10 protein-coding genes and 1 pseudogene are annotated in these 12613 nt (G+C 46.2%); 7 read left to right on the top strand and 4 right to left on the bottom strand.

What is annotated here, in order from left to right; translation table 11 throughout:
* Positions 1-9 precede the first annotated feature (9 nt).
* The 4 genes from RIE73_RS34810 (at position 10) to RIE73_RS34795 (ending at position 4561) form a co-directional block, all read left to right on the top strand.
* The gene (locus RIE73_RS34810; RefSeq protein ID WP_446405511.1) at positions 10-2379 is read left to right on the top strand and encodes a hybrid sensor histidine kinase/response regulator; all 2370 of its coding nucleotides are present in this window, start codon (positions 10-12) and stop codon (positions 2377-2379) included.
* A 63-nt stretch (positions 2380-2442) separates the two neighbouring features.
* The gene (locus RIE73_RS34805) at positions 2443-2778 is read left to right on the top strand and encodes an antibiotic biosynthesis monooxygenase (protein WP_446390632.1); all 336 of its coding nucleotides are present in this window, start codon (positions 2443-2445) and stop codon (positions 2776-2778) included.
* Positions 2779-2780: 2 nt separating this feature from the next.
* Complete coding sequence (locus RIE73_RS34800) at positions 2781-3878, top strand: AAA family ATPase (protein WP_446405510.1); 1098 nt, start codon at positions 2781-2783, stop codon at positions 3876-3878.
* Positions 3878-4561, top strand: coding sequence for a DUF4276 family protein (locus tag RIE73_RS34795; RefSeq protein ID WP_446405509.1), 684 nt, complete (start codon positions 3878-3880; stop codon positions 4559-4561). Before RIE73_RS34800 ends, RIE73_RS34795 begins: the two co-directional genes overlap by 1 nt.
* Before the next feature lie 72 nt (positions 4562-4633).
* Here RIE73_RS34795 and RIE73_RS34790 read toward each other — a convergent pair.
* Positions 4634-4783 (bottom strand): annotated as a pseudogene (locus tag RIE73_RS34790) (Uma2 family endonuclease); the annotation flags it as partial.
* Between the two features lie 39 nt (positions 4784-4822).
* Positions 4823-6172: a proton extrusion protein PcxA gene (locus RIE73_RS34785; RefSeq protein WP_446405508.1), complete on the bottom strand. Its 1350-nt coding sequence runs from the start codon at positions 6170-6172 to the stop codon at positions 4823-4825.
* 118 nt (positions 6173-6290) lie between these two features.
* Here RIE73_RS34785 and RIE73_RS34780 point away from each other — a divergent pair, with 118 nt between their 5' ends.
* From RIE73_RS34780 to RIE73_RS34770, 3 genes are all read left to right on the top strand, one after another.
* Positions 6291-8483, top strand: coding sequence for a recombinase family protein (locus tag RIE73_RS34780; protein ID WP_446405507.1), 2193 nt, complete (start codon positions 6291-6293; stop codon positions 8481-8483).
* Between the two features lie 171 nt (positions 8484-8654).
* On the top strand, positions 8655-9452 hold the full coding sequence (locus RIE73_RS34775) for a Uma2 family endonuclease (protein WP_446405506.1): 798 nt from the start codon (positions 8655-8657) through the stop codon (positions 9450-9452).
* A 374-nt stretch (positions 9453-9826) separates the two neighbouring features.
* A complete protein-coding gene (locus RIE73_RS34770; protein ID WP_446405505.1) occupies positions 9827-10807 on the top strand; it encodes an aldo/keto reductase in 981 nt (326 codons plus the stop codon).
* 589 nt (positions 10808-11396) lie between these two features.
* Here RIE73_RS34770 and RIE73_RS34765 read toward each other — a convergent pair.
* Positions 11397-11741: a slr1659 superfamily regulator gene (locus RIE73_RS34765; protein WP_446405504.1), complete on the bottom strand. Its 345-nt coding sequence runs from the start codon at positions 11739-11741 to the stop codon at positions 11397-11399.
* A 241-nt stretch (positions 11742-11982) separates the two neighbouring features.
* The gene (locus RIE73_RS34760) at positions 11983-12564 is read right to left on the bottom strand and encodes a slr1658 superfamily regulator (protein ID WP_446405503.1); all 582 of its coding nucleotides are present in this window, start codon (positions 12562-12564) and stop codon (positions 11983-11985) included.
* Between the last annotated feature and the right edge of the window lie 49 nt (positions 12565-12613).

Raw genomic sequence — 12613 nt, 5'->3', positions numbered from 1 at the left:
ACCAAACTCATGGCGATATTGGGAAATCCAAGATTTAGCCGAACCTTGCCATTGGCAATGTTCGAGCGGCTGCAAGAGGTATTGCAGCAGATGCAGGAAAAAATTGGTAGGGATGCTGTACTCTTGCGATCGCAGGACTTGCCCATTGTATCTGTGAGTCTAGATCAACAGGTACAACAATTTACGGTGCTGGTGTCTCCGGTGTTCCGCGCCTTGGTAATCGGGACTCCAATTGAATCACCGGGGAAAGTAGGAACAAATGCCCAGTCCAGCCTGTATCAGGTTGGGTTAACCTTTGAGTCAGATGCGATCGCGGGTTTTCTCGATCAACTCACTCAACGGTTCATCAACCACTCCCAGATGCGGCAGATCTTCAAGCTTGCCCAAACCCATCCCAAACCGAACCAAGGGGACATCCAGAGTGAATTTACCCTCTTGTTAATGGACGTATTCACCGCGCATCCCATCAGCAACGAACCCATCCATCCGTACTGTGATGTTGGTCAACCCATTGAAGTCGCACTACGCCAACAAGTTGAACAGGAACGACTGATCAATCAGGTTACCACTCACATCCGTCAAAGTCTAGAGTTACCCGTGATCCTCTCCACGGCTGTGGATGAGGTGCGCCATTTTTTAAATGTTGATCGACTATTAATCTATCAATTCGGCAGCGATTGGGTTAACGTTAGGAATGAAGCTGAGAAGACAGAGGTTGACAATCCCACAGATTTTGCCGATGAATTCGATCATGGTAAATCTCTAGATTCACCACTTCCCTCACAAGAAGACGAGGGCTGTGTCACCTATGAAGCCCGTTGTTCGGATGAAATTGGTTCTGTCCTCAATTGGCGAGAAGAAAGAGACTGCGCCCTCCATGTTCCTAACTGTCGCACTAAATATCATCAAGGATTTACGGGGGCGATTGATGATGTGGAAGTCGCCTACCGCGATTCCCCCTGCTTACTGCAACTGCTGCGTCAAACCCAAGTCAGGGCTAAGTTAGTCGCGCCGATTATTGTTCAAAACCACCTATGGGGATTACTGATTGCCCACCAATGTTTTGAATCCCGGTATTGGCAAGACAGTGAGAAACTGTTTCTCAAGCAAATTGCCGAACACCTAGCTGTTGCCATTTATCAGGCTCAATTGTATGCCCAACTGCACCAGCAAAAAAGTAGCCTAGAACAGCGCGTGATTGAACGCACCCAAGAACTTCGGGATGCACTGCAAGCCACACAAGCCGCTAACCATGCCAAAAGTGAATTTCTGGCGGCGATGAGTCATGAGTTGCGGACGCCCCTGACTTGTGTCATCGGACTATCAGCAACATTATTACGTTGGTCATTGGGGGAGGGAGGGAGTCAAACCGTATCCCTGGAGAAGCAACGGCGTTATTTACAAACCATCCAAGACAACGGCGAACAATTACTGACACTCATTAACGATATTCTCGATTTTTCCCAATTAGAGGCGGGGAAAGCCGTTTTAAATATCAGCGAGTTTTCCCTGCGATATCTCGCCCAGCAAACCTTACGATCCTTAAAAGCACAAGCCCGCAGTGGTCAAGTCGAATTAACCCTAGATTGGCAAGTCCCTAGCCCTAAGGATCGCTTTCGGGCTGATTCACGCCGACTTCGGCAAATTCTGTTTAACTTATTGGGAAATGCGATAAAATTTACTCCGGCTGGGGGTCAGGTTACCTTAAGGGGGTGGCGAGAACAGAATCAAGCGGTGTTTCAAGTTGAAGACACGGGGATTGGCATTCCCCAAGACCAGATTCCCCTAATGTTTCAAAAGTTTCAGCAGTTAGAGACAACCTATCAGCGCACCTACAAAGGTACAGGGTTAGGGCTAGCGCTGACCCAACAATTGGTCGAACTCCATGGTGGTACGATTGATGTTGAATCCACGGTGGGAAAAGGGTCTATTTTTACCGTTTGCTTGCCGATCCAATCGGTTGTTCCTGGGGGCACCAAATCAGCCACCCCATCGGAAAAGGGATCGCCGGTGCCAGGGAGTATCGTGTTAATCGAAAATAATGAAGCCAGCGCCACAGCCATCTGTGAAATTCTCACGGCGGCGGGCTATCATCTGGTTTGGCTGATCGAAAGTTCCACTGCTGTCAGGCAAATTGAACTGCTGCAACCCCATGCGGTGATTGTGGATTGGCAGTTATCGGCAATGGACGGATATGAGATCAGCTATTATCTCCACCATAAGACGACCACAGCGCACATCAAAGTGTTGGCGTTGATTACATCCTCACTCTCAGCCGATGAACAGCACGATCTCAACACCCTGGTTGACGATTATTTACCCAAACCTGTAGAACCTGCCCAACTTCTGCAAAAAGTTGCCACATTGATGGCAACATAAAGTAGTCCTTTGTCCTTTGTCATTTGTTGTTGGTTGTTGACTTAATCAGTAAGGAGTGTAATAATGAGCGAATTTCTAGACTTCCTCAAACATAAGTATGCCTATGTCGCGATCGGGGAATTTAAGCCCGGTAAGTTTGAAGAAGCCCAACAGCTTTACGAAGAAGCCGTCTCGACCTACACTCACGGATTCCAAGGGGCATATATGCTGCGAGAACCGGGAACGGATAAAGGGATTGCCGTTATCTTTTGGGATCATATCGAAGACATGGATGAAAATCAAAATGAGGCATACCAACAGATTTTAGAGAAGATGTCTCATTTATTTGTCAAGCCCCCCACGACAACTTTTTATGAAGTGTCTAGTCAAATACCCCCTTCTGTGAAAACAGCAGAATAATCATGCTGCAACGCATTATTCTCAACGGCTTCAAATCCATTAAAACCATGGATCTGGAGTTGCGTCCCTTAAATGTTTTGATTGGAGCGAATGGAGCAGGTAAGAGCAACCTGATTGCGTTTTTTAAGCTGCTGAATGAGATGATGGCGGGACGACTTCAACAGTACATCGCCACATCGGGACGCGCTCAATCTCTGTTGCACTTTGGACCCAAGATAACACCCCAAATAGAGGCGCAACTGGAGTTTGAGGTCGAGAATGGAATCGATACCTATACCCTGCGTTTATTCCATGCCGCAGGGGATACGCTTTTTTTTGCTGAAGAAACCTTGAGCTTCTTGCAAACAGGTTACTCATCTCCAAAAACTGACTCATTAGGTGCAGGACATCAGGAAACAAAAATCAGCGAAGCAGCAGACGGAGGTACACAGACAGCAAAAGTACTCAGATTTTTGCTCAACCGCTGCCGTGTGTATCATTTTCATGATACATCGTCTACGGCAGGGCTTCGTCAATCCTGTTATGTTGGCGATAACCGATGGCTGATGCCGGATGCCGGAAATTTAGCCGCATTACTCCTCAGATTCCGCCAAGAGAATGGTGGTTCTGCTTATAACCGTATTGTCAAAACTATCCGTTTAATTGCCCCATTTTTTGATGATTTTGTGCTTGAACCAGATGCCTCTAATCGGGTCATTTTAAATTGGCAAGAAAAGGGGTCAGATCGGGTGTTTGGACCTCATCAGTTTTCTGATGGGACGTTGCGAGCAATATGCCTTACCACATTGCTCTTACAGCCAGAAGACGAACTGCCAGAACTGATTATTGTTGATGAACCGGAACTGGGTCTTCATCCCTATGCTCTCAATGTTGTAGCGGCGATGTTTGGCAAGGCTTCATATAACACACAAATTCTCATCAGCACCCAATCTAGTTCTTTTTTGGATAACTTTGATCCTGAAGATGTCATTGTAGTCAATCGACAGGGTAAAGAGTCGCACTTTAAACGGCTCGATTCCCCAGAATTAGCAGATTGGCTTGATGAATACAGTTTAGGGGAAGTTTGGGAGAAAAATGTCATTGGTGGGGGACCCCATTAATGGTACGCCTCTACCTATTTGCTGAAGGACAAACTGAACAAACATTTGCTGATAACATCCTGAAACCACACCTAGCTAACTATGGTGTTTTTATGGACAAAATTGTGCTTATTGCCCACGCTCGGAAAAAGGGTAAAGTACATCGCGGTGGTGGTAGGCAGTATCAACCGATGAAGGATGACATTCAGCGTTTTCTCAAGCAGGAGAAAAGCGACAATGTGTTCTTTACGACGATGATTGACTTGTATGCCATCTCTCCTGAGTTTCCCGGATTGGCTGAAGCTGAGAAGCTGCGCCAAAATCCCATGCATCGGGTTCAATTTCTAGAGCATAGCTTGGCTACGGATATTGATGATCAGCGATTCATCCCGTACATTCAATTGCACGAATATGAGGCGTATCTGTTTGCTGAGCCAAGTTGGTTTGAGTACTTTTACGAAGGTTGCAAAAATGAGATTGCAGCGCTCAAGGCTATCGCGGATCAATATGAAACCCCTGAGTTGGTTAATGATGGACAAGATACAGCTCCTAGTAAACGTATTATTGACCAGTTTCCTGCTTATGAAAAAGCCAAAGCTACGGAGGGACCTCAAGTAGCTGAACTCATTGGACTACAAACAATTCGGAATCGCTGTCCTCACTTCAACGCATGGCTATCACAACTTGAATCATTGAACCGCTAGCTATTTAACGCTTACTGCACAAAGTCCAAAGTTTCATCAATATAGGTCACTTGTGCGTCAATTATTGTAAGCTAAATCCCCTGACAACTTTGAATGCTTACCCCTCGGTTTTGGCATCTCAACAATTACCCCACGATGTAATTCATAGCGGCATTCAGAGGTTTCTGGTAACCACTCAATAAACTCGTCAAACGTAATCGGTGGTTGCAATGCTTGAATCATAGGACATCCAACTTAAACAGTTTTTGACATAAGACAAATTTATTCATTCATATTGCGATACGTTGCCACCGCTGATGGTGAAATTCGGTTCAGATAGCGGAAAATCCAATATTTAATCACCGAATCCAGAATCACGGGAAACGTAGCAATAAACAAAAAGATAAAATCATGATTTTCCGGAATCCCAAAATGTCGCGAAATTGCCGCCAGGATCACTTCCCAACCGTGGGGAGAGTGAAATCCGACAAACATGTCGGTAAACAAAATGATGATAAAGGCTTTGGCGCTATCACTGAGTCCGTATACAATATCATCAATAAAGGATTTGAGAACCAAAAAATCTGCATTACTGGTAACAATAACTCCCCCAAAACAAACTAGAGAAATTAAGTCGGAAAAAATATTCTTAATCGCATCAGAACTGCGATATTGATAGTCTTCAGCTAGCTCAGTGGCTTTTTCTCGCAACCGTTCTTCCATTTCTTCCGAGGATAACTTCGGTGCCATTCCCAATAAGCTTTTAAAGTGCAGTTCCTCTTCAAACCGCTGGAGTTCGGTAAAGGCTTCTTCCTTCATGTCAATATTTAAAAAAATACCCGGTTCATTGTCTGAGCGAAACGAGTCAACAATGGGTCCGACGACGAAGGTTTTAGCCACCTGATGAGCTAAAATGGGAACGATAATCAGCGTGAGAATAAACTTGATCGAAATTAAGGTTTTGTCACGAGACGTGCGAAACTTCTTGACAACTTCCTCTTCGGCTTTGGGGTCAAGTTCTCGCTGTAGTCGGTTGACAGTTCGCAGAATCGACCGAGGCACCACACCCGTTTTATCCGATACCGTTTCTAACGCATCATTTTGGGGATTCACACTAGCCTGCTGCAACTGGGATAAGGTTTTGGCATTGGCTGTCGTTCTGGGATTACCATTGGCTTGAGTCACTTGATTGGCGGAGAGGGGGATTAAGGAAAGGGAGGATGGCTCAGGTTCGGAATATCGTTTTAAGATGTCATCAATAAAGTTAAGCTTTTCGATGATAATGGCTTGTTTCTCGGTTAAATCGATGGAGTCATAGCGGGCTAAATTCTCTCTAGAACCGAGTAAACTATTCGTGGTTTTTGGCTGGGAAATCCGGAGAACTGAGCGACTGGTTCTAAATTCCCGTAAGCGAACTCGAATCGTATTTAAGTATTTCTTTAAGTCAGCCTCAAAATAGGAAATAACGCTATCACTATGTTGACTAGAGCGACGGTCAATTTTTTGCCCATTAAAATGCTCATCCTCAATGGATTTAATGGTTAATGCGGCTTGGTAAGCTTGATCTAAGGCTCTTTCGGGAGTATCCGAGAACCATTGGTTAGCCAGACGTAAAATAGAGGGTAGCTTCATCGAAACGGCTAAAAATCTCAATAAAAAATAGTCCGGAATGATCCTGGCTCTCAATTAAGCCAGAATGAATATAGTCTACTTTAGGTGGTATAGTAACAGATTCACCCTAGGAGAACTCGTGGTTTCTGATTCGATTTGGATTAGTGGTGGCACTCGCACGGGCAAAACAACTCGCTTGGTGACTCTGTTTCACCAGTGGGTGGAAGCGGGATGGGGTCGATCGCGTCCGTTATCCTCTCCCATTGTCCACAAAAAGCGGCGCGATCGCTATCCGACGCCAGCCCTGTTAATTTTGGCAGCGAATGCGGATAATCGTCGAGAGTTGACGGATCGCCTCACGACGACGTTACAGGGGCGTTATCCAGTGCGCTGTCAGACACCCTTGGGATTCTTTCAAGACGAGGTGATTCTATTTTGGCCCCTGCTAATCCAACGGTTAAATCTTAGGGCGCAGTTTCCCCTACGCTTGCGCCCGGAAACGGAACAGGATTTAGCCATGCAGTTGTGGCGTCCCCACCTGGAATCTGGATTAATTCCCATACCGGGAACTAATGAGTCAGTTCGGGTGCGGCGTCTGTTGGATTTGTTACAATTAGCCGCCGTTAGTGGGACGCCAATTGAAGAGATTCCCAGGATTCTAGAACAGGGAGTGGGGGAACTGGAAGCCACCCCGGATCAATGGGACTTAATCGGTAAACTGCTGTGGGATTGGCGGGAGTGGTGTCTGGATAAGGGATTGTTGACGTATGGTCTAATTGGTGATCTCTATTGGCGGGAAATGTTAGCAGATGCTACCTATCAGCAGTATTTAACCCAGCGTTATCGGGCGATACTAGCAGATGATGTGGATGAGTATCCCGCGATCGCACGGGATTTGTTTGATTTACTCTTAGATCAGGGCGTCGTGGGGGCGTTTACCTATAATCCCCAAGGTCAAGTGCGCTTAGGCTTAAACGCTGATCCCGATTATTTGTCAGGATTAGCCTCCCGGTGTCAAGTGGAATCCTTACCCTCACAACCGAATGACTCCTTAGCCGATGCGTTATCCCCAATGGCAGTAGACCTGCTCAACGACCCCATGGTATTGTCAGACTTACCGGAGTTTTTGCGATCGCTACAAACCACATCCCGCGCCCAGTTGTTACGCCGCACCGCCGAGGTAATAGTAGACGCGGTGAAGTCGGGAGACGTGCAACCGGGAGATATTGCCATCATTGCACCCGGATTAGATGCGATCGCCCGCTATACGCTGACCGATATTCTCAGCAAACAGGGGATTCCCATCCAACCATTGAACGAACAGCGCCCCCTGATTAGTTCTCCCTTAATTCGCGCCTTATTAACCCTGCTAACCCTTGTCTATCCAGGATTAGGACGGTTAGTGGATCGCGAAGCGATCGCCGAAATGCTGGTAGTTCTCAGTCGGACACCCGAACCCGTGGCGACGCCTGAGGAAGACTCCCCCATCCCTAGCCCCAATATTGACCCAGTACGGGCGGGTTTACTCGCAGACTATTGTTATTCTCCTGATCCCAACTCCCCCCGCTTATTACCCGTAGAAACCTTTGCCCGTTGGGATCGTTTAGGACATCGGGCGACAACCGCTTACACCCAGATTCAGCAATGGTTAGAGGAACAACGAGAACAACAGCAACAGCGCCTAATTCCATCCTGTGTAGTGATTCTCGATCGCGCTATCCAGAAATTCCTGTGGAATGGTTCTAATCTACCCTACGACCAAATTGCCGCCTTGCGGGAACTCATGGAAACCGCCCAACATTATTGGGAGGTAGATGGGCGATTGCGGAAACTCCCCGCTAACGCGACTGATGAGGAGATAGCTAGGGGGGGAACACCACCACAGGCGACAATTTCCCAATTTATTCAGTTATTGCGTCGGGGAACCGTCACCGCCAATTCCTTTCCCGTGCGTCGCCTCCCAGGTACAGCCAACTCAGCCGTTACCCTAGCCACCATTTTCCAATATCGAGCCGCCCGTGGCTACCACCGTTGGCATTTTTGGTTAGATGCGGGATCTCATCTGTGGAGTCAGGGCGGTGCAGCTACATTATTTGCAGCCCCCTTATTTCTCAAGGATTGGTTTGGACAACCTTGGACAGAAGCCGATAAAATCCAAGCAGATGAAGAACGGTTGCAGCGAATTTTACAGGATTTGTTAGGGCGAGTGAGTGAGCGAGTGTATTTATGCCATAGTGATTTAGCCGTCAATGGGACAGAACAAACCGGTCCATTATTAACCTTAGTTCATTCCGCAATGGAGTTACCTGTTGAGTCAGTTGTCAGTCATTAGTTATTAACTGTAGGGGCGCAAGGCTTGCGCCCTTTGTGGTGAGGGGAGGCAATAAGCAACAGAGAACAGTGCGAACCTATTGCTGACTATTTTGTCTGGCGTTTTGACCCCTTCAGACAATCGCGTCTATCCTAGAAATAACAGTCATTTTCCAGTTAGGAGTAACCCCAGATGGTACAATTTGAACCACTTTCGCGTCTCCCCACCAGCCAAGAGCTACCCTGCTCCGATGATACCCCTGTGGATAATGAACTACAAAATTTAGTTCCCAACTTACTGCTGAGTATCTTAGCGTTCATCTGGCAAGAGCGCCAGGATTGGTTTTTGGGCGTAGATATGGGGATCTACTATCTCTATGAAAACAAACGTCAACCTGCGCTCGTACCCGACGGGTTTCTCAGTATCGGTGTACCCAGACATTCCGGTGAATCCGGACGACTCAGCTATGTTTTGTGGGAAGAAAACAATATTCCGCCCATCCTAGCGATGGAAGTTGTCTCCAAGAAATACAACGATGAATATGAAGACAAAAAAGATAAATATGCTCAGTTAGGTGTGCTTTACTACCTAATTTACAACCCCAATCACTGGCAAAGAGACGAACATCAACCCTTGGAATTGTATCGTTTAGAACAGGGGCAATATATTCTACAAACTGGGGAACCTTACTGGATGCCAGAAGTGGGTTTAGGAATTGGCAGAGGAATAGGAACCTACGTGGCTTGGACAAGGGAATGGTTATTTTGGTACGACGAACAAGGAAATGCTTATCCACTTCCGGAAGAACTCATTGAACAGGAACGTCAACGGGCGGAACAAGAACGTCAACGGGCGGCAAGCGCCGAAACAGCGCTACAGCAACAACAGCAACAAACTGTAACTCGACTCTTCGCCTTGGGTCTAAGCCTAGAACAAATTGCCACAGCTTGTAATCTTTCCGTAGAAGAAGTCAGAGCCATTCTTGAGTGATGTTAGAACGTTCGTAGTAAGGGAACCTTAGCCTAAAACAGGAATTCAGGGGAGGGTCGATTTTGTAGAACAGTTATCGGTTACATCCCACAGGTTAGTCCCTAAACTCGCCCCTACGGAAGTTATCGGTTTTATGCCAAAGGCTAGTCCCTCGCGCCCGCCTCTACGGGTTATGTGGATGAGGGCGCGATCGCATGTTTTTTTCTGTTGCACTTTTATCCCAAATCCGGGTTAGGTATCCCATTATAACCTAGTCCGCGCAGGCGGACTTTGGCAAGTGTAGCAGCGATTTCAATCGCCATGGCTGTCATGGAGTTCCTTTTGAGATAAAGCGTCGATTTCGGTAAACTTTATCATATCTACCGTTTAGAACTATGCAGACAAGCCAAAACCTATCCCTTCCCACCATGGGTTGTGGAACATGGGCGTGGGGAAACCGATTACTCTGGGGATACGACGAAAGCATGGATGATGAGTTGCAAGCCGTCTTTAATCTGTGTGTCAGTAATGGTGTTACCTTATTTGATACGGGTGATTCCTATGGAACAGGCAGACTGAATGGACGCAGTGAACAACTGCTGGGACGATTCTCTAGAGACTATTCTGGTATCAATCAAGAGAACATTTGCATTGCCACCAAGCTAGCCGCCTATCCCTGGCGATTGACACGCGGTTCAATGGTATCCGCCTGTAAAGCCTCTGCGCGACGATTGGGACGAAATGTCGATTTGGCACAGATGCATTGGTCTACTGCCAATTATGCCCCGTGGCAAGAAGAATGGCTTTTGGATGGTTTGGCTGATCTCTACGAAAAGGGATTAGTGAAGGGAGTTGGACTCTCTAATTATGGACCAAAACGACTCCAAGAAATTTATCCCAAGTTTAAACAGCGAGGGGTTCCGATTGCAACGCTACAAGTCCAGTATTCTCTTTTATCGACCTATCCCGTCACCGAATTGGGTATCAAAGAGGTTTGTGATCAACTGGGAATTCAACTGATTGCCTATAGCCCTCTGGCGTTAGGACTACTGACGGGAAAGTATTCCGAGAAAGGTCCATTCCCGAAAGGGTTACGCCGTTTGTTATTTAAGCAGTTATTACCAGGAATTCAGCCGCTTTTAGGAGGTTTACGAGAAATCGCTTCCTCCAGAGAGAAAACCATGGCGCAAGTGGCGATTAATTGGTGTATTTGTAAAGGTACTCTACCTATTCCGGGTGCGAAGACGATAAAACAGGCACAAGACAATATTGGTGCGTTGGGATGGCAGTTGAGTTCTGGTGAGATGACTGAATTGGATCAAGTGGCGGCACGTTTAGATAAAGCGATGGTGCAAAATATTTTTCAAACTCGATAACACCTATATATTTATTCCATGTCTGTCCGTAGGGGCGCACTGAACTGTTTGGATAGATGTTGCTGTTCTTCACTCCCTACAGTTACTGCCCAGAGTGTTGCTATTGCCATAGCTAACCAAATTCTTTCGGCTCGGGCTGGTTCTCTTAAACGAGTTTTCTGCCACTGCCATCCATCACTTTTTATGTCTCGATAACTTGATTCAATCCAAGAACGTAAACCCTACCAAAAGCTTTGAGCTTGTGTCGGTTTTAAGTCGGTAACAATTAACCAGGGTTCTTTATATCCTTCATCCCAACGGATCTGAAGGGGACTTTGAATAAATTTCTGATTTCTCCCCTGTTTCGGTAATTTCTGCTTCCTCTCTTTTTCTTTTCTTTTCCCCTCTTTTTCTTTTCCCCCCTTTGAAAGGGGGGCTAGGGGGAATCTCTTATTAAGTCAATTTTCTAACCTTTCCCGCCTGAATATCGGTGGGTTAGGTTGGATAGTTCATTGAAGGATTATCACCTGAATTAAGTTCCCGCCTAACCCACCCTACGAGATTGAAAAAATTCTCAATACTCCTGAATCCGGGCGCAAGCTTTGCGCCCCTACTCGACTTCCAGCGTCAAACCTGGCATGAGTCGCTGTAAGTTTTTTAACGATTTGCCTTGCCACGGAATATTCTGAGAGCCTTGTACAATCATCTTAATCGTCTTTTTCTGTCTAACTTTAATCGCAAATTTCGACAACATACTAATTCCCGAACTGTTGAGAAATTGCAGGTCTCGTAAGTTAAGCGTCAGGATAGAAGGCTGACTCTCTATGGCTTGATCGAGTAACTCTATAATCGGCGCGTATTCTTCCGTGCCACTTAGCCGCAGGGAACCTTTCCAATGAACGGTTGAACTTTCTGTATCATAAAAGACACTATACGTGTCGCTTTTAACTTCCATTTTCCCCATCCTTGACAAAAATATGGCGTTCTCAAACACTGATGAAATAAACACATTTAAACATAGACCCCTCCAGAAATTAGGATTTAACCACTGTTTGACAATGGTTTCAGATGAATTATCAGAGATGTCTAATGTTGTGGCTCAAAACCACAAACCTTAAATCCTAAAATTTACCTGGTTTTGGATTGTAAATTTTGAATTCATGTTTACCATTTTCCTTGACGACAGGACTGACGCTTCATACCGTCAATCGCACCATGGTGGTGACGGTGGTAATCGGTGGCGTCTTTGCCAGGGTCTCAAACTTCCAGCCGAGGGTTGCCATGTAGTCATTGATCATGGTTAAAAATCCTAAGCGAGAAGCCGTGCTGGTTTCGTCTGCTGCATTTTGTTCTAACTGATGAATATACAACTCTTGGGGGTCTGATGTCGTCAATTTCTGGAGATATGCCTGAAAATCATCCAGAATTGGGGGAGGAACTGTGTTTTTTGTCAAGAAGACTAAGCTGTCGTTATACAGGTGTAAGGCGATGCTGATGGGTTGCGGTGAGGTATCCTCATTAAACTTCATCGCGTTTTCTAACAACTCGTTGGCAATGTAACTCACGGCACTCTTAATCTCCACTTGTTGAGCCGTAGCATCCGTATCCTCTTGGTCAGTGGGAAAAAATGTGACCACATAATCAGCCATGAAATCGGCGGATAACCCATTATTCCGCCAGCGCTGCTGTAAAGGAATTGAACTGGGTGAAAATTGGATAACCAGGTATTCCTCACTAGGAGGTAGCTGCTCGTTGAAATCTCCAAAGATCTGAGTCATATCGCGTTTGTCGGTAGTCTGTTTGAGGAGTGCCAAAGGAAACAATAAT

This window comes from Coleofasciculus sp. C1-SOL-03 (assembly GCF_040220555.1).
GTDB lineage: Bacteria > Cyanobacteriota > Cyanobacteriia > Cyanobacteriales > Coleofasciculaceae > Coleofasciculus.
Note: the sequence above shows the minus strand (reverse complement) of the source record. Positions and strands in the feature narration are given on the sequence as shown.